We start from the raw sequence: 16220 nt of genomic DNA on the forward strand, positions 1-16220 counted from the left end.
GGGACCGGGTTCAGCCGTAGCCGAGATCGTGCAGCCGGTCGTCGTCGATGCCGAAGTGGTGCGCGATCTCGTGCACGACGGTGATGTGGACCTCCTCGACCACGTCCTCCTCGGTGTCGCAGATCGCCAGGATCGGGAGCCGGAAGAGCAGGATCCGGTCCGGCAGCACACCGCCGTACTGGTCGCCCCGCTCGGTCAGCGGAATCCCGTCGTAGAGGCCGAGCAGGTCTGGCTCCCCCGGCGGAGCGAAGTCCTCGACGAGGATCACGCAGTTGTCGACCAGCGCGGCCAGCTCGGCCGGCACGTCGTCGAGCGCCTGCCGGACCAGGTCCTCGAACGCAGCCGCGCTCATCTCCACCGTCATCGTCGGACACCCGTCGGCACGGGTCGGGCACGCCGGTCGAAGAGCCAGGCCAGGGCCGAGAACGCGAAGATCAGCAGCGCGAGCGCCACACAGACGACCGCCACCGCCGCGCCGCCGCGGACGTCGACGTCCAGGAAGGGGTACGGGTACCAGCCGGTGGTCGCGCCGACGACCAGGGTGACCACGAGCCAGCCGATGGGATAGATCAGGCCGAGCAGCACGACCCGCAGGGTGATCCGTGGCCGCGGCCCCACGAGCAGCCAGCCGATCACCGTCAGGACCGGCACCACGACGTGCAGGACCTTGTCCGTCGCGTACGACCAGCCGGTCAGCTGGAGCAGCGGCCGCAGGAAGAACCAGTGCACGAGGCCGGTGACGGTGATCCCCACCACCGCGTCGAGCCGCAGCACCCGCCAGAGCCGGCCGTCGACGTCGGGGCGCCGGGCGGCCGCGAGCGACGTGAGCAGCACGAGCAGGTTCGACAGCACGGTGAAGTAGCCGATGAAGTGCGCCAGTCGCTCGGCCAGACCGGGACGCTCACCCTCGACCAGCACCGACTCCCCCGCGACGACGAGGACCAGCTGGGCCACCAGACCGACGGCGGCCGCCAGGGCCGTTACCCCATGCCAGGACCGGGCCACGGACGACGAAGTCACTCCCGCAGCGTAGCGAGGAGAGGAACTACACCGGTGTAGTTATTTCGTTGTTGTTCGGCGTGTCGACTTGCATGAATGGCTCAAGTCCTACTCACACCTTGCCAACGTGGCGGAAACGTCATTAGAGTCCTGAGAAACCTGGTGTTCGTGGGGCAGGTGTGATCGATGTGACGAAGTCGTCCCCAGGCGACCAACACCGGCTCGCCCGAGCGGTCCGGACGGAAAGGTTCACCGGATGCGCTCGTTCGGCAGCAGGCTCAGGATCACCGGACTGGTGGCCTGCGCCGCCCTGTTCCTCGGACTGCTCGGCGTCCCTCCCGCGGAGGCGGCGGGGCGGGCCACAGCGAGCGAGATCGTCAACGTCCGCAGCGGTCCGGGCACCAGCCACCAGATCATCGGGACCCTGGCGAGCGGGCAGAGCGTCACCACCCTGAGCACCAGCAAGGGCTGGACCAAGATCAGCTTCCGCAATCGCCAGGCCTACGTGGCCTCCCGCTACCTCGACGTGTCCAGCTCGACCCCGGCGACGCCGTCGACCACGATCGCCAGCGGCTCGGTCCGGGTGACGACGACCGACCTCAACGTGCGCAGCGGGCCTGCCACCACGTACGCGGTGCGGCGCGTCATCGCTACCGGCACCCGGGTCACGATGACCGGTAGCACCGAGGCGGGCTTCGCGCAGCTGATCGCCGGCCGGACGCGGGGCTGGGCCAGCACCCGCTACCTGAAGGTGGTCAGCGGGCTGCCTGCGGTGGTGAGCACCCGGGTGGCGACCGCGCCGCTCGACCTCCGCACCCGTTCGGGAGCGGGATCCACCACGGTCGGTGAGGTGAAGAAGGGCACCCGGCTCTCGATCACCGGCGCGACCGCCAACGGCCGCGCCCAGGTCGTCTACAAGTCGGCGGCGCGCTGGGTGACGGCGAAGTACCTGGCGGTGCCGGCGAGCACCCGGCCGGACGCGCCGGCGCTGCCGCCCGTCACCGGTACCCGCTACGCCACCGCCACGTTGGACATCCGTTCGACCAGCGCCGCCACCTACGAGGCCGTTTCTGAAGTCCCCCGCGGCACCAAGCTCAGCATCACCGGGGTCGTCGAGCGGGGCCGGGCCCAGATCATCTTCGACCGGGCCGTCCGCTGGGTGACCGCCAAGTACCTCGCGAAGAAGAAGCCGTCCACCAGCAGTGGCGGCGGGACCGCGGTCGAGAAGGGGCTCAAGCCCAATGCGATCAAGGTGCACCGGGCGGCGATGGAGAAGTTCCCGCAGATCGTGACCTACTACGGCGTCCGCAAGGACCCGATCCCCGACCACCCCTCAGGCCGCGCGCTCGACCTCATGCTGCCGAACTACACGTCCAAGAAGGGTCAGGCGCTGGGCTACGCGGTCCGGGACTGGGCCCGGGCCCACGCGCGCGAGCTCGGTATCCAATACGTGATCTTCCACCAGCACATCTGGAACATCCAGCGTGACAGCGAGGGCTGGCGCTACATGTCCAGCCGCGGCAGCGACAGCGCCAACCACATCAACCACGTGCACATCACCGTCTACGGCTGAACGCTCGCCTTGGGGTCGAGGCCGACGAACCGGACGTCGGTGAGCTCTTCGGAGACGGCCCACAGACGGGACTGCAGCGCGGTGTCGTAGGACTGCGGGCTCGAGCGCACGACGACCGGATAGCCGCGGGCCTCGCCCAGGCCGTTCGGTCCGTAGTACTGACCGCCGGTCGCGGTCGGGTCGGTCGCGGCCCGCAGCGTCGGCAGGGCGCCCATCTCGGGCGTCTGGAGCAAGGGCGTGAGCAGCCGCAACGCCGCCCTCAGAGCGCCGGGGGAGTTACGGCCGAGCTCGGTGGCCGCCACCCCGGGGTGGGCGGCGAGGGCGGTCGTCCCCGCGCCGGTCGCCGCGAGCCGCCGCTGCAGCTCGTAGGTGAACATCAGGTTGGCCAGCTTGGCCTGACCGTACGCGGCCGTGCGGTCATAGCTCCGCTCGGACTGCAAGTCGTCGAAGTGGATCGCCGCCCGGATGCGGTGCCCCACGCTGGAGACGGTGACCACCCGGGAGCCGGGCGCGGCCAGCAGCCCGTCCAGCAACAGCCCGGTGAGCGCGAAGTGTCCGAAGTGGTTGGTGCCGAGCTGCAGCTCGAAGCCGTCCGCGGTCCGGCTCAGCGGCGGGTACATCACCCCGGCGTTGTTGATCAGCAGGTCGATGGTCGGGTGCGCCGACCGCAGGGCCTCGGCGGCCGCCCGGATCGAGGCGAGCGAGCCGAGGTCGAGCTGCTGGACGCTGACGTCCGCCGTCGGCACCGCGGCGACGATCTGGGCGACCGCCGCCGCACCCTTGGTGACGTCGCGGACCGCCAGGACGACCGTCGCTCCGTGTGCCGCCAGTGCGCGGGCCGTCGTCAGGCCGATCCCGGTGTTCGCCCCCGTCACCACCGCCACCCGTCCGGTCTGGTCGGGGATGTCGGCATCGGTCCAACGGATCGTGGTCATCATGGGGTCCTAGGATGTAGTAGTTGGCGTTCCGTTTCTAGTATGAGGAACGTCCACTCCGCTTGTCTAGGCTGATCCTCGTACCGCTAGGAGTTCCGGTGGGTGAACCCCGCAGCCTGCGGGCCGACGCGGTCCGCAACCGCGCCCGGCTGCTGCAGGTCGCGTACGAGACCTTCGCCAGCGACGGCCTCGCTGTCCCGATCGACGAGATCGCGCGTCGGGCCGGCGTGGGTCCGGGGACGGTCTACCGGCACTTCCCCACCAAGGACGCGCTCTTCGCCGCCATCGTCGCCGACCGGCTCGCGCACCACACGGCGTACGCGGGACAGATGGCCGAACGGACCGAGCCCGGGCCGGCGTTCTTCGCCTTTCTCGACTGGGTCGTCCGCGAGGGCGGCGTCGACCAAGGCCTGATGGAGGCGCTGGCCGGTACGGGCTTCGACCTCGCCACCGCCGTCCCCGAAGCCGAGCAGGAGTGGCTGCGAGCGTTCGAGCGGTTGCTCACCGCCGCTCAGGCCAGCGGCGACGTACGCAGCGACCTCGGCGTCGCCGACCTGAAGTCGTTGGTCGTCGGCTATCAAGCCCTGCTGCGGCACCGCGCCGACCCTGCTGCCGCCGACCGGCTGATCACGATGCTGAACGCCGGGCTCGTGCCCCCCGTCCGCGACGACCACGCCTGACTCGACCGCCGACGGTATAGTCACCGCTGCACCAGGTCCCCATCGTCTAGCGGCCTAGGACACCGCCCTTTCAAGGCGGCAGCACGGGTTCGAATCCCGTTGGGGATGCCAGCAGGTCGTGGCGGCGTCGGCGGTTCAGATGACGAGGAAGCCGAGAACGGTGGCAACGGCGGCCAAGGCAGCGAGTCCGATCGCCGGGCCGGCGGGCTCCTTGCGGCGGTTGTGGACCAGGACCGCGCCGATCATCAGAGCGACGAGGCAGATGCCTGCGACGGGGCTGAGAACCGGCGCGATGCCGGTGACGCCCGGGAGGATCAGTCCGAGAGCTCCGAGGACTTCGGCCAGGCCGATGAGCTTGACCGCGGAGGCGGAGAAGTCGTCCACCCAGCCCATGCCGTTCTGCTTGAGGGCGTCTTTCGGGCGCGCGAGCTTCATCAGGCCGGCGGCGAGGAAGGCGAGCGCGGCGAGGCCGGCGATGACGTAGAACGCGATGACCACGGTGAGTCCTTGACGGGTGAGCTGGTGGAGATTTACTTTCCCTGGCAAGCAATAGTCTGAACCGAGAAACTTTCCTTGTCAAGTAAACCGGGCTAGCCTGACGCCATGAGCGGTGCAGACCGGGGATGGTTGGACGAGGTCGAGGCAGCGGCCTGGGTGCCGCTGATGGCGACGGTGATGGGGCTGCCCGCAGCTCTGGACACGCAGCTGCAGCGCGACGCGGGCCTCAGTCACGTCGAGTACGGCGTGCTGGCCAGCCTGTCGGAACGCGAAGGCCGCACGATGCGGCTGAGCGAGCTGGCACGGCGCGCCAACAGCACGCTCTCGCGGCTGTCCAAGATCGTGAACCGGCTGTCGGAGCAAGGATGGGTCGAGCGGCGACCCGATCCTGCGGACGGTCGAAGCACCCTCGCCACCCTGACCGACGCGGGACACCAGAAGGTGGTCGCCACCGCACCCGCACACGTGGCCTGGGTGCGAGAGCTGATCTTCGACCACCTCAGCCGTACGGAGGTGAAGCAGCTCGGGACGATCGCGGCGAAGATCTCGGCCTCGGTCTGGCCGACGGCACCCTGACCGGAGTCGTCAGGCGGGCTGCCAGAGCTCGACCCGGTGATCCCCGGGATCGGTGACCCAGCCGAACCGTCCGACGCGCTCCATCTCCTGGATGTCCTCGGTCACGTCGGCGCCCTGGGAGCGCAGCTGGGCCAGCATCGCGTCCAGGTCGCGGACCCGGAAGTTCAGCATGGCTTGTTGGCTCAGGGACCCGAGGTAGTCGGTGTCGGACTCGAAGGTCGCGAACACGGTCGGGCCGACGTCCTGCTGCCAGAGGCCACGCTCGTCGACGTCCAGCCCCAGGCAGTCGCGGTACCAGGCGCTGAGGGCCGCCGGGTCCGCCGCCCGCAGGAAGTAACCACCGATCCCGAGCACGCGTTCCATGGCGCTAGCCTCCCAGGACTTCAGCCGAGTCGGCTAGGTCAGCCAGCTCACCCAGAGCGATCGGCGCACAGAGCGGGCGCTTGGCGATGGGGCGCAGCGCATCCGCCGTCGGCGGGCCGCCGGACCCGGCGATCTTCGCCGTGGCGAACCCGCAGACCCGGCCCTGGCACCAGCCCATCCCCGGCCTGCTCATCACCTTGACGGTCCGCGCGTCCTCGGCGCCGAGCTCGTCGCAGGCGTGCCGGATGTCGCCGTAGCTGACCTCCTCGCAGCGGCACACGACCGTGTCGGGGGTCAGCCACTCGTCCCAGTGCTCGGGAACGGGATGGGCGCGGTGCATCGCCGCCGCGAACGCACGGGAGCGGGCGATGGCGCCCTGCAGCTGGCGGATCCGGCCTGCGTCCTCCGCGGCCGCGTCCGGGTGGCCGCCGACGTCGGCGGCGACCGTGAGCCCCGCCAGCTCGCCTTCCAGCACCGCGAGCGAGGCGCCGCCGACGCCGGTGACCTCCCCCGCCGCGTAGACCCCGGGCACGGTGGTGCGCTGTCGGTCGTCGACGACGGCGACCAGTGAGCCGTCGACGTCGAGCCGGGTGCCGCCGCCGACCGAGGTGACGAGCTCGAGCGACGGCGTGAACCCCCACCCCAGGGCGACCAGGTCGACCTCGACCTCGCGGTCGGTGCCGGGCTTGACCCGCCCGACCCGGTCGAGGGTGCTCACGGTGACGCTGTGGACCTGGTCAGTCCCGTGGATCGCGGTCACCGCGGACCGGGTCCAGTACGGGACCCGGTGCCGAAGCAGCCGGGCTGCGTACGCAACAGCGTCCAGGCCCTTCGAGGGCACCTGTGCCGCACCCCCGAGCTCGGGCAGCCAGGACGTCACCGCCCCCGCCTCGGAGATGCCGACGACCTCCGCGCCGGCGGCGGCCAGGCCAGCCGCCACCGGCAGCAGGAAGGGTCCCGTCCCCGCGACGATCGCCCGCGTCCCGACCAGCGTGGCGTAACCCTTGAGCATGGCCTGCACGCCGCCGGCGGCCATCACCCCCGGCAGGTCCCACCCGGGAACGGGCAGCTGCCGGTCGTAGCCGCCCGGGCACAGGACCAGCGCCCGGGCCCGGACCAGCCGCGGCCCCGCAGGTTGCAGTTCCACGTCGCTGAAGCCGGTCGTCCGCAGCACGAAGAGGTCGTCGGTGGGGCTCTCGACGAACCACACCTGGGTGTTGGGCAGGTAGCGCAGCCGGCCGGCGTCGCGGCCGGCGTCGAAGCGCTGCCGCAGCCGGTCGTACGCCCGCCCCTCGTGCTGCCCGGTCCGCGCAGCCGGGGTCGTGGTCTCGTCGGGGTGCCGCCAGTACTGGCCGCCGGGCTGCAGGTTCGAGTCGATCACGACCACCCGGAGACCCGCTTCGGCGGCCGTCGCCGCAGCCGCGAGCCCGGCCGGACCTGCGCCGACCACGGCGAGGTCGACCGGAGCGGCGTCGTCGACACCCCGCCGAGCCGACGGGGAGGGCACCGGACGTGCCGCGGCAACGGGCCCACTGCTGACCTGCATCCCCGGCCGGGCTGCGGTCAGGCAGGCGCGCTGGTGGGGTGCGTCGTCGACGGTGACCAGGCAGTCGTAGCAGATCCCGATGCCGCAGAACATGCCGCGCGGACGCTCGTCCCTCCGGGTCGTGCGCCAGGAGCGGATCCCCGCACTGACCAGCGCCGCCCCGACGCTCTGCCCCGGGGACACCGGGACCGGTTGACCGTCGAAGATGATCGCGTCCTCGGTCCCAGGGGTCGCTGGGGTCATGCGGACTGCCTCTGTTCGTGGACGTCGTCGAACCGCTCGGGCCGAAAGGGCGCCAGGTCCAAGTCGGTGGCCTGTCCGACTAGCGCCTGCGTGAGCAGCTTGGCGGTCCCCACGGAGAGACCGATCCCGGCGCCCTCGTGCCCGCTGGCGTGCCAGAGCCCTGGGGCTCGCGGATCGTGGCCGATGACCGGCAGGTGGTCGGGGCAGTAGGGCCGGAACCCGAGATAGCTGCGCATCACCTTGACCGACGCGAGGGTGGGGAACAACGCCACAGCACCCGACGCCAGCCGCGCGAGCACGGGCAGCGAGACGGTCCGGTCGAAGCCGACCCGTTCGCGGGAGGAGCCGATCAGCACCGTCCCGCTGGCGGTGCCCTCGATCACCGGGGACGTCTGCAGGCCCTCGTCGGAGCTCAGCACGTTCGCCACGTACTCGCCGGCGTACACCTTGTGGTGGATGGTGAGGGGCAGCGGTTCGGTGACCAGCACGAAGCCACGGCGCGGCAGGATCGGCAGGTCGACGCCTGCGAGCTCGGCCACGGCGCCCGCCCAGGTGCCGGCCGCGTTGACGACGGCCCCCGTGCTGATGGTGCCCGCCGAGGTCTGGACCCCGGTGACCTGGTCGCCACGACGGAGGAAGCCGGTGACCGCCGTCCCGGTCTGCACCACAGCACCCAGGTGGCGGGCCAGCCGCAACAGGTGGGCGGCGAGCAGCATGGGCTGGACCTGCGCGTCCTGCGGATAGAACGCCCCCGCCCGCAACGTCGGTGCGATGTGCGGTTCGTAGTCCCGCAGCTCCGCGCCACCGACGTTGGTCACCTCGATCCCGGCCGCCCGCTGCCGGCTGGCGAGCCGCGCGAGGTCCTCAGCTCCGGACTCGGTCGAGGCGACCACCAGCCCGCCCTTGGCCTGGAACTCCCACCGGGGGCCGTACTCGGCCAGGTCGTCGCGGAACACGTCCCGGGAGTAGAGCGACAGGGCGAGCTCGGGACCGGCCTCCTTGTCCGAGACCAGCAGGTTGCCCTCGCCGCCGCTGGTGGTCCCGCTGGCGATCTTGCCGCGTTCGACGACGTGCACCTGCAGGCCCTGGCGGGCGGCAAAGTAGGCGCACGCTGCTCCGAGAGCTCCCCCGCCGATCACGACGACGTCGGCGTGCGTGCTCACAGCAGGAAGCCCGCCGGGAACGGGTCGGTCGGGTCCAGCATGTACTGGGCAGTTCCGGTGACCCAGGCCCGACCGGTGATCCGCGGGATGATCCCGGGCAGCTCCCCGACGCTGGTGGTCTCGGCGATCCGGCCCTGGAACTGCGAGCCGATGAAGGACTCGTTCACGAACGTGTCGCCGACGGCCAGCTCGCCGCGCGCGTGCAGCTGAGCCATCCGCGCGCTGGTGCCAGTACCGCACGGCGACCGGTCGAACCAACCGGGCCAGATCGCCATGGCGTGCCGGGAGTGCTGGGCGGTCGAGCCTGGCGCCTTCAGGTACACGTGGTGGCAGCCCGTGATGTCGGTCCGGGTGGGGTGCTTGGGCACGTTCTGGGCGTTGATCGCATCCATGATCGACAGTCCAGCCGCCAGCAGCTCACCCTTGGCCGACCGCTCGAACGGCAGTCCGAGGTCGTCGAGGTCGACGATCGCGTAGAAGTTGCCGCCGTACGCCATGTCGTAGCGCACCTGGCCCAGCCCGGGCACGTCGACGACCTGGTCCAACGCCAGGCAGAACGACGGCACCATCGTCAGGGTGACCGACCGTGCACTGCCGTCCTCGACCGCGACCTCGGCGACCACCAGGCCGGCGGGGGTGTCCAGCCTGATCGTGGTGACCGGCTCGGTGACCGGCACCATCCCCGTCTCGACCAGGACCGTCGCGGTGCCCATCGTGCCGTGGCCGCACATCGGCAGCAGCCCGGACACCTCGATGAACAGCACGCCGTAGTCGGCGTCGGGCCGGGTCGCGGGTTGCAGGATGCTGCCGCTCATCGACCCGTGACCCCGCGGCTCGTACATCAGCAGCGTCCGCAGGTCGTCGGAGTTCTCGATGAACCACTGCCGCCGCTCGGCCATCGTGGCCCCGGGCAGGACGCCGACGCCGCCGGTCACGACCCGGGTCGGCATCCCCTCGGTGTGGGAGTCGACGGCACTGATCACGCGACGGGTCTTCACAGCTGCCAGTGTCCGTCCACCCGCCGCGGCGGCGCGGTCGGAGAGGCGTCCCGCAGCTCGTCCGGCAGCCACTGCTCCGGGAAACCCTGGAAGGCGACCGGGCGGAGGAACCGGCTGATGGCGGCCGTCCCGACCGAGGTGGTGGCCGAGGCGGTCGTCGCCGGGTAGGGCCCGCCGTGCTGCTGGGCTTCGGTCACCGAGACCCCGGTCGGCCACTGGTTCCACAGCAGCCGCCCCGCCTTCGGCACCAGCCGGGCGACGAGCTCCGGCACGATCGCGTCGTCGGTCTCGGCGACGACGGTGGCGGTGAGCTGACCGTCGATGGCGTCGGCGACGGCGAGGAGCTCGGCTTCGTCGTCGTACTCCACCACCAGCACCGTCGGTCCGAAGCACTCGGAGAACAGCTCGTCGAGGTCCTGCAGCAGCGCGGTCACGGTCGTCCGCAGCACGGTGGGCGCGGGCGCCGCCGAACCCACCCCGTCCGCTGCGGTGACGGACTCGTCCGACCCGGCGGCCAGCACGGTCACCGCGGGATGGCCGGCCAGCCGGTCGCGGACCTGCCGGTGTCCGTCGGTGATCCGCTCGTTGAGCAGCGGCGCCGGCTCCGGCAGCGCGCTGCCGGCCAGCGTGTCGGTGAGGGGCGAGCCGACAGGAGCCAACAGCACGCCAGGCTTGGTGCAGAACTGCCCCGCCCCCAAGGTGAAGGAGGCGATGAACTCCTCGGCCACCGCGCCGCCCCGCGCGGTCGCGGCCGAGCGGGTGACGAAAACCGGGTTGAGGCTGCCGAGCTCACCGAAGAACGGGATCGGCTCCGGTCGGCTCGAGGCGAGGTCGAACAGGGCACGACCGCCCCGGACTGAGCCGGTGAACGCGCCGGCCTTGACCCGCGGCGCCCGCAGGGCCGCACGGCCCGCCTCCTCGCCGTACAGGAGCGTGAACAGTCCAGCCGGAGCGCCGGCGTCAACCAGCGCCTCGGTCACCACCTCGCCGGTGGCCGCCGACAGCCGCGGATGTCCGGGATGCACCTTGAGCAGCACCGAGCAGCCCGCGGCCAGCGCCGACGCGACGTCGCCGCCCGCGACACTGAACGCGAACGGGAAGTTGCTGGCCGCGAAGACCACCACCGGCCCGAGCGGGACCAGGATCCGCCGCAGGTCCGGTCGCGGAGCACCCATCGGCCAGTCCGGGTCGGCGTGGTCGATCCGCACCTCGAGGTAGGAGCCGTCCCGCAACGCCTCGGCGAACAGCCGGAGCTGGAAGGTCGTCCGCCGCAGCTCGCCGCGCAGTCGCCCCTCGGCCAGCCGGGTCTCCGTCATCGCGATCGGCAGCAGCTCCTCGACCGCACCGTCGAGCGCCGCCGCCACGCCGCTCAGCGCCTGAGCCCGGTCGGCTCGCGGCGTGCCGGCCCACGTCTTGGCCGCGGCGGAGGCCTCCGCGACCAAGCGGTCGACCGCTGGCAGCTGGGTGTCCGGCGGCAACGGGGGTGCTTCGGTGGTGGCGTTCATGGTCATCTCCTTGGTCAACACGGGATCAGTCAGCCCGACACGCGCTCGCGCCAGCGGGTGAAGAGGTGACCGGCGACGACGATGTCCTGCCACGCCATGCCAACGCCGGAGTACAGCGCCGGGTGGCCCGGGCGACGGACGAACCTGCCCGCGACGAGCTCGGCAAGGTTCGTTGGCGGCTGCCGCGACCACTCCTCGACGCTACGGGCGGGGATCAGGTCACCACCCTCCCGCATGGCTGAGGCCCTCCCCTCGACGACGACGTCGCTGCGCAGCGTCAACGCGGCCGGGATCTCGCGCCGGTCGAGGCCGTGCGATCCTACGGCGCAAACGACCGTGTCCGGAGCCACCTGCGCATCCTCCAGCACCGGGACCGCCGAGGACGTCACGCAGACGATCACGTCGGACCCCGCCAGCTCGTCCGGGCTGCCGGCACGGACCTGCATGGGCTCCGCGCTGAGCCGATCGACCGCTGCCGCCGCGGCGGAGGCCCGCCGGCCGATCACGACGACCTCGTCGACGTCGACCACGCTCGCGATCGCGCGGACGTGGCGGACCGCCTGGGGCCCCGTCCCGATCACGGCGAGCCGCCCGATCCGCGCCCGGTCCCCGGCGGCCAGCAGGTGGCGGACGGCGAGGGCGGTGGTGGCTGAGGTGCGGATGAGGGTGAGCTCGGCCGCGTCCATCAGCGCCAACGGAGCAAGGTGCTCGGCGTCGAACAGCGCGTAGACCCCCTGGATGGTGGGGTGGCCGACCGCCGGGTTGCCCGGCGCGATGGTGACGACCTTGACCCCGGCGTACGGACCCACCTCGGTGGGCATCAGCAAGAACTCGCCGGCGCCGAGCCCGCTGAACAGCCGCGGGCTGTCCGCTTCGGGATCGACACCGCCCTCGCGGAGGCTGCGCTCCAGGACCTGGACGCACTCCGCCGGCGTCGCCAGCTCGGCCAGCTGCGAGCCGCTCAGGTATCCCACCTGGTCGGTCCCGACGGTTGCGGCAGTCATTGCCTACCGGTAGCCCTTGCCGAGGGCCGCCTTGGTGTCCTTCACGACCTGCGCGTGGATCTCGGCCGGCAACGCGGCCCGGGGTGGCCGGCAGATGCCCCCCTTCCGGCCGGCCACGTCCATCGACAGCTTGATCGCCTGCACGAACTCGACCTTGGAGTCCCAGCGCAGCAGGGAGTGCAGGTCCCGGTAGAGCGTCAGCGCGCGCTCGAGGTCGGCGACGTTGCCCGAGGTCGCCAGGGTGTAGAGCTCGAGGCAGGCCTCGGGCAGCGCGTTCGGATATCCCGCCACCCAGCCCACGGCGCCGGCCAGGCCGAGCTCCAGCAGCACGTCGTCGGCCCCGATCAGCAGGTCGAGCTCAGGCGCCAGCTCGCGGAGCTCGTACGCCCGGCGCACGTCACCGGTGAACTCCTTGACCGCGACGATGAGACCCTCGGCGTGCAGCTGCGCCAGCAGCTCGGGGACCAGGTCGACCTTGGTGTCGAGCGGGTTGTTGTAGGCCACGATCGGCAGCCCGACCTTGGCCGCCTCGCGGTAGTGGGTCAGGACCGTCTCGGGGTCGGCGCGATAGCTGTTCGGCGGCAGCAGCAAGATCGACTGCGCCCCGGCGTCCGCGGCCTGTTCGGCCCAGCGGACCGACTGCAGCGTCCCGTACGCGCCGCAGCCCACCATCAGCCCGAAACCCTCCGGGGCCGCCTCGACCGCGGTGGTCACCACCCGCGCGCGCTCCTCGTCGGACAAGGTCTGGTACTCCCCGAGCGAGCCGTTCGGCAGGATGCCGTGCGTACCGGCGGCGGCCAGCCAGGCCACGTGCTCGGCGTAGCCGTCGAAGTCCACGGAGTAGTCGTCGTGGAAGGGGAGGGCACTCGCGGTGAAGATGCCGTGCCAGGCCTTGCGTTCGGTCATTCGCGTTCCTCGTCTCGTCGGAACACGTTTGTATCATGTGACATTGCACTGTCACAAGAGTAGCCTTCCGCTCATGGCCGCCACCCTCTCCGCCGACGCCCCGGTCACGCCCGCCGAGCCATCCGCCGCGACGCCAGCCCACGGCAGGATGGACCTTTCGTTCCCCGCCCGGGCCCGCCGGGGCAGCCTGCGCGACGAGGTGCACGAGGCGCTGCGCGCGGCCCTGATCAGCGGCCGGATGCGGCCGGGCGTGCTGTACTCCGCGCCTGCCCTCGCCGAGATGCTGGGCGTCTCAGCCACGCCCGTCCGCGAAGCCATGCTGGACCTGGTCAAGGAGGACCTCGTCGTCGCCGTCCGGAACAAGGGGTTCCGCGTCACCGAGGTGTCTGACCAGGAGCTCGACGAGCTCGTCGAGGCCCGGACGCTGCTCGAGGTGCCCACGATGGGTGCCGTGGCCGAGCACTACGACCCCACGATGGAGCCCGAGGTCGACCGGCTCCGCGGTCTCGCGCACGAGCTGGAAGCCGCGGCCGGAGCCCACGAGATCGGCACCTATCTCCAGCTCGACACCGAGTTCCACACCAGCTTCCTGGGTCTGCACGGCAACCGCGAGATCGTCAAGATCGTCCGCCAGCTGCGCGGCCGCAACCGGCTCCTCGGGCTCGAGGCCCTCGCCCGCGCGGGCACGCTGATCGTCTCCGCCCGCGAGCACCGCCAGATGATCGACCTTCTGGTCGCCAAGGACCGGTCGGGGCTGGAGGAGCTGACCCGCGTCCACCTCGCCCACACCCGGACCACGTGGGCCTCGGCTGACCGCTGAGCGAGAAGTCCTTGACCAGCTCGAGCATCCGGATCAAGAGACTGCTGGCCTGATCGCCGCTCGGTCTGGACGCCAAGCGCACATGACGTCGATCCTGGAGTCATGACACGCACGCGGTTGAACCCTCTCGCCGCCGGCCTCGTTGCCGCCTATCCGCTCATCACCGCCTTCGCCTGGCGAGACCTCCGACGCCGCCCGGCCGACCAGATCCGCGGCAGCAAGACGCTCTGGCGAGTCCTGACCGTACTGAACGCCGGGAACTCGCTCCTCTACCTGCTCGTCGGAGTCCGCCGCTCCTGACGGTCCGAGGGTGAGGTTCCGGCCGGTCCGCGCCCGTTCAGCCCACCGAGCGCCATGATCACTCACTGAGAAGCTCGCCCCCAGCGCCTCAGGTTGAAGCATCGACGTACTAACATCTTGGGCGAGGGTCCGTCGCGTGGACCGACGCGCAGCATCCACTCATTCGAGGTACTGCCGTGGCCCCCACCACCCCTCTGGATGCTCCCTTCGGCCCGGACGAGGTGCGGACGCAGCGCCTCATCGCCGCACTGGAGCGTCTGCACGGCGAACAGATGGTCAACGAGCTGACCGAAGCCGAGCTGATGCCGCGGGTCCTCGAGCTGGCCCGAGAGGTGCTGACCGCCGGCTACGGAGTTCTCGCCGTCCTCAGCGACAACGGGCTGCTGCAACCGTCGTTCCTGGTCGCCGACCGCGACGAGATCACCTTGGTCATCGACCCGCGGGGTGCAGCCGCGCTGCGAGCCGTGGCCGAGACGGGTGAACCTGTCGTCGGTCACGAGGACGCCGAACCGGACAAGACCGCTGACAGCTCCTACGTCGCCACCCCGATCTTGTCCCGGCGCCGGCTGATCGGCTGTCTCTACCTCGCCGGCCGCGCCACCGGCGCGTTCTCCGAGCAGGATCTCCGGCTGGTGGGCCGGCTGGCCGAGGGAGCCGGCGACCTGCTCGAGCAGGCCCGGCTCGCCGATCTCGCGCGGACACGGCTGCAGTGGCTCCAGGCCGGGACCCGCGTGACACGGGCACTGCTGGACCCGACCGGTGAGATCAACGCCCTGCAGATCGTGACGGACGCCTTGCACGGCCTGGGTGGCGCCGACCTCGTGATGATCTTCACCCCGACCGAGGACGCCTCCTGGATGCACGTGGCGACGGTCTGCCTGCCCGACGTGCCGGGAGGCGAGAGCCGGCTGCGCGGCATGCGCTACCCACTGGATCCGAGCAGCGTGGCCCTGAAGACGATGCGCACGGGCCGAGCGGTTCGGGTGGACGACATGGCCTCGTTCCGGCATGAGATGGCCGAGCGGATCGGCGAGGTCGTCGACATCGGCCCCCTCCTCGTTGCCCCGCTGAGCTCCGACGCGCCACAGGGCACCATCGTCATCGGTCGACTGCGGGGCCGTCCCTACTTCAGCGCTCAGGACCAGGAGATGGCCGAGCTGTTCGCCAACCAGGCCGCCGTCGCGCACCAGAGCCTGCAGGCACGGCTCGACCGGTCTCGGCTGCTCATGCTGGAGGACCGGGAACGGGTCAGCCGTGAGCTCCACGACAGTGTGATCCAACGACTGTTCGCCGTCGGCCTGTCGCTCTACAGCCTCCGGCCCGAGGTGGGCGAGAGCACCCGCGACAAGCTGGCCGCCGCCGTGGCGGAGATCGACCAGATCACCCGTAACGTCCGGCACACGATCTTCTCCTTCGAAGGCCACGAGAGCAGTCATCTCGGACTGCTCCGGGCCGTCGAGGCGAGCATCCAACCGCTGGCGACGTCCCTGGGCCTCGAACCGGTCATCACCGCGGACGGTGCGGACGACCTGCTGATTCCTGGGGTGATCGTCGCCAACGTCTCGGCCGTCGTCTACCAGATCGTTCGTGGCGCCGGCCGCTACACGACGGTCGAGGAGCTGACGGTCGACATCTCCGCCACCGCGACCGAGGTGACCGTCACCGCCCGCGAGCGAGGCCTGCCCCTGGACACGGGAGGCCGTTACCCCGGGCAGGTCGACCTGGTCTGGCGAGCTGAGGAATTCGGCGGCAGCTTCGAGGCCGTGCCGACGGACGAGGGCTCGACCCTGACCTGGACCGTGCCGCTCATTCGCCCCGAACCCGCGCTCGGCTTTTCGCCCCGTCCGCTGTCCTAGGCTATAGTTTCGCGGGCACCCGATGAGGGTGCAGCGAGTAGGGCCGTCAAGGCCCCGTAGCGCAGTTGGTTAGCGCGCCGCCCTGTCACGGCGGAGGTCGCGGGTTCGAGTCCCGTCGGGGTCGCGGAGGCGGCAGCAGACCCAGGTCTGGTGCCGCGCGAGGCAGAACTTCTGCCTGACCTTCGGCCAGGTAGCTCAGCTGGTAGCAGCGTTCGCCTGAAAAGTGAAAGGTCGCCGGTTCGAACCCGGCCCTGG

At 71.1% G+C, this 16220-nt stretch carries 17 protein-coding genes and 2 tRNA genes; 8 read left to right on the plus strand and 11 right to left on the minus strand.

What is annotated here, in order from left to right:
• Positions 1 to 10 precede the first annotated feature (10 nt).
• The gene (locus ACFE76_RS16600; protein ID WP_375432886.1) at positions 11 to 352 is read right to left on the minus strand and encodes a metallopeptidase family protein; all 342 of its coding nucleotides are present in this window, start codon (positions 350 to 352) and stop codon (positions 11 to 13) included.
• Positions 353 to 360: 8 nt separating this feature from the next.
• On the minus strand, positions 361 to 1020 hold the full coding sequence (locus ACFE76_RS16605; RefSeq protein WP_375432887.1) for a Pr6Pr family membrane protein: 660 nt from the start codon (positions 1018 to 1020) through the stop codon (positions 361 to 363).
• Positions 1021 to 1255: 235 nt separating this feature from the next.
• Here ACFE76_RS16605 and ACFE76_RS16610 point away from each other — a divergent pair, with 235 nt between their 5' ends.
• Positions 1256 to 2572: an SH3 domain-containing protein gene (locus ACFE76_RS16610; protein WP_375432888.1), complete on the plus strand. Its 1317-nt coding sequence runs from the start codon at positions 1256 to 1258 to the stop codon at positions 2570 to 2572.
• Here the strand turns inward: ACFE76_RS16610 and ACFE76_RS16615 are convergent.
• The gene (locus tag ACFE76_RS16615; RefSeq protein ID WP_375432889.1) at positions 2563 to 3507 is read right to left on the minus strand and encodes an SDR family NAD(P)-dependent oxidoreductase; all 945 of its coding nucleotides are present in this window, start codon (positions 3505 to 3507) and stop codon (positions 2563 to 2565) included. The genes ACFE76_RS16610 and ACFE76_RS16615 overlap by 10 nt on opposite strands.
• Positions 3508 to 3605: 98 nt before the next feature.
• Between ACFE76_RS16615 and ACFE76_RS16620 the strand changes: the two genes are divergently transcribed.
• Together ACFE76_RS16620 and ACFE76_RS16625 are read left to right on the plus strand one after the other, a co-directional pair.
• A complete protein-coding gene (locus tag ACFE76_RS16620; RefSeq protein WP_375432890.1) occupies positions 3606 to 4187 on the plus strand; it encodes a TetR/AcrR family transcriptional regulator in 582 nt (193 codons plus the stop codon).
• Between the two features lie 35 nt (positions 4188 to 4222).
• Positions 4223 to 4298, plus strand: a tRNA-Glu gene (locus ACFE76_RS16625).
• A 24-nt stretch (positions 4299 to 4322) separates the two neighbouring features.
• Here the strand turns inward: ACFE76_RS16625 and ACFE76_RS16630 are convergent.
• Positions 4323 to 4685 (minus strand): DoxX family protein, encoded by a 363-nt coding sequence (locus ACFE76_RS16630; protein WP_375432891.1) that lies wholly within the window; start codon positions 4683 to 4685, stop codon positions 4323 to 4325.
• Between the two features lie 105 nt (positions 4686 to 4790).
• Here ACFE76_RS16630 and ACFE76_RS16635 point away from each other — a divergent pair, with 105 nt between their 5' ends.
• Entirely contained in the window at positions 4791 to 5261 is a 471-nt protein-coding gene (locus tag ACFE76_RS16635; protein WP_375432892.1) for a MarR family winged helix-turn-helix transcriptional regulator, read from the plus strand.
• Positions 5262 to 5270: 9 nt separating this feature from the next.
• Here ACFE76_RS16635 and ACFE76_RS16640 read toward each other — a convergent pair whose 3' ends face one another.
• Genes ACFE76_RS16640 through ACFE76_RS16670 form a run of 7 tightly spaced genes read right to left on the minus strand, consistent with a single transcriptional unit; the run spans position 5271 to position 12989 of the window.
• Entirely contained in the window at positions 5271 to 5624 is a 354-nt protein-coding gene (locus ACFE76_RS16640) for a VOC family protein (RefSeq protein ID WP_375432893.1), read from the minus strand.
• A gap of 4 nt (positions 5625 to 5628) precedes the next feature.
• The gene (locus ACFE76_RS16645; protein WP_375432894.1) at positions 5629 to 7413 is read right to left on the minus strand and encodes an FAD-dependent oxidoreductase; all 1785 of its coding nucleotides are present in this window, start codon (positions 7411 to 7413) and stop codon (positions 5629 to 5631) included.
• Positions 7410 to 8576 carry an NAD(P)/FAD-dependent oxidoreductase gene (locus tag ACFE76_RS16650; protein WP_375432895.1) on the minus strand — a complete coding sequence of 389 codons (1167 nt, stop codon included), beginning with the start codon at positions 8574 to 8576 and terminating at the stop codon, positions 7410 to 7412. Before ACFE76_RS16650 ends, ACFE76_RS16645 begins: the two co-directional genes overlap by 4 nt.
• Entirely contained in the window at positions 8573 to 9574 is a 1002-nt protein-coding gene (locus ACFE76_RS16655) for a proline racemase family protein (protein ID WP_375432896.1), read from the minus strand. Before ACFE76_RS16655 ends, ACFE76_RS16650 begins: the two co-directional genes overlap by 4 nt.
• Entirely contained in the window at positions 9571 to 11079 is a 1509-nt protein-coding gene (locus tag ACFE76_RS16660; RefSeq protein WP_375432897.1) for an aldehyde dehydrogenase (NADP(+)), read from the minus strand. The genes ACFE76_RS16655 and ACFE76_RS16660 overlap by 4 nt, the downstream gene beginning before the upstream one ends.
• A gap of 29 nt (positions 11080 to 11108) precedes the next feature.
• Complete coding sequence (locus ACFE76_RS16665; protein WP_375432898.1) at positions 11109 to 12083, minus strand: ornithine cyclodeaminase family protein; 975 nt, start codon at positions 12081 to 12083, stop codon at positions 11109 to 11111.
• A 3-nt stretch (positions 12084 to 12086) separates the two neighbouring features.
• Positions 12087 to 12989: a dihydrodipicolinate synthase family protein gene (locus tag ACFE76_RS16670; RefSeq protein ID WP_375432899.1), complete on the minus strand. Its 903-nt coding sequence runs from the start codon at positions 12987 to 12989 to the stop codon at positions 12087 to 12089.
• Positions 12990 to 13062: 73 nt separating this feature from the next.
• Between ACFE76_RS16670 and ACFE76_RS16675 the strand changes: the two genes are divergently transcribed.
• The 4 genes from ACFE76_RS16675 (at position 13063) to ACFE76_RS16690 (ending at position 16089) form a co-directional block, all read left to right on the plus strand.
• On the plus strand, positions 13063 to 13809 hold the full coding sequence (locus ACFE76_RS16675; protein ID WP_375432900.1) for a GntR family transcriptional regulator: 747 nt from the start codon (positions 13063 to 13065) through the stop codon (positions 13807 to 13809).
• Positions 13810 to 13911: 102 nt separating this feature from the next.
• Positions 13912 to 14109, plus strand: coding sequence for a hypothetical protein (locus ACFE76_RS16680; protein ID WP_375432901.1), 198 nt, complete (start codon positions 13912 to 13914; stop codon positions 14107 to 14109).
• A 176-nt stretch (positions 14110 to 14285) separates the two neighbouring features.
• Positions 14286 to 15965, plus strand: a complete 1680-nt coding sequence (locus tag ACFE76_RS16685; RefSeq protein ID WP_375432902.1) for a GAF domain-containing protein — start codon at positions 14286 to 14288, stop codon at positions 15963 to 15965.
• A 50-nt stretch (positions 15966 to 16015) separates the two neighbouring features.
• Positions 16016 to 16089, plus strand: a tRNA-Asp gene (locus tag ACFE76_RS16690).
• The last annotated feature ends 131 nt before the right edge of the window (positions 16090 to 16220 follow it).

It is taken from the genome of uncultured Friedmanniella sp. (assembly GCF_964244005.1).
GTDB lineage: Bacteria > Actinomycetota > Actinomycetes > Propionibacteriales > Propionibacteriaceae > Microlunatus.

Excerpts from the sequence above, each read along its gene's own strand:
- ACFE76_RS16660 (WP_375432897.1), bottom strand. The coding sequence starts at position 11,079 with ATGAACGCCACCACCGAAGCACCCCCGTTGCCGCCGGACACCCAGCTG.
- ACFE76_RS16645 (WP_375432894.1), bottom strand. The coding sequence starts at position 7,413 with ATGACCCCAGCGACCCCTGGGACCGAGGACGCGATCATCTTCGACGGT.
- ACFE76_RS16615 (WP_375432889.1), bottom strand. The coding sequence starts at position 3,507 with ATGACCACGATCCGTTGGACCGATGCCGACATCCCCGACCAGACCGGA.
- ACFE76_RS16600 (WP_375432886.1), bottom strand. The coding sequence starts at position 352 with ATGAGCGCGGCTGCGTTCGAGGACCTGGTCCGGCAGGCGCTCGACGAC.
- ACFE76_RS16670 (WP_375432899.1), bottom strand. The coding sequence starts at position 12,989 with ATGACCGAACGCAAGGCCTGGCACGGCATCTTCACCGCGAGTGCCCTC.
- ACFE76_RS16665 (WP_375432898.1), bottom strand. The coding sequence starts at position 12,083 with ATGACTGCCGCAACCGTCGGGACCGACCAGGTGGGATACCTGAGCGGC.
- ACFE76_RS16610 (WP_375432888.1), top strand. The coding sequence starts at position 1,256 with ATGCGCTCGTTCGGCAGCAGGCTCAGGATCACCGGACTGGTGGCCTGC.
- ACFE76_RS16635 (WP_375432892.1), top strand. The coding sequence starts at position 4,791 with ATGAGCGGTGCAGACCGGGGATGGTTGGACGAGGTCGAGGCAGCGGCC.
- ACFE76_RS16640 (WP_375432893.1), bottom strand. The coding sequence starts at position 5,624 with ATGGAACGCGTGCTCGGGATCGGTGGTTACTTCCTGCGGGCGGCGGAC.
- ACFE76_RS16680 (WP_375432901.1), top strand. The coding sequence starts at position 13,912 with ATGACACGCACGCGGTTGAACCCTCTCGCCGCCGGCCTCGTTGCCGCC.
- ACFE76_RS16675 (WP_375432900.1), top strand. The coding sequence starts at position 13,063 with ATGGCCGCCACCCTCTCCGCCGACGCCCCGGTCACGCCCGCCGAGCCA.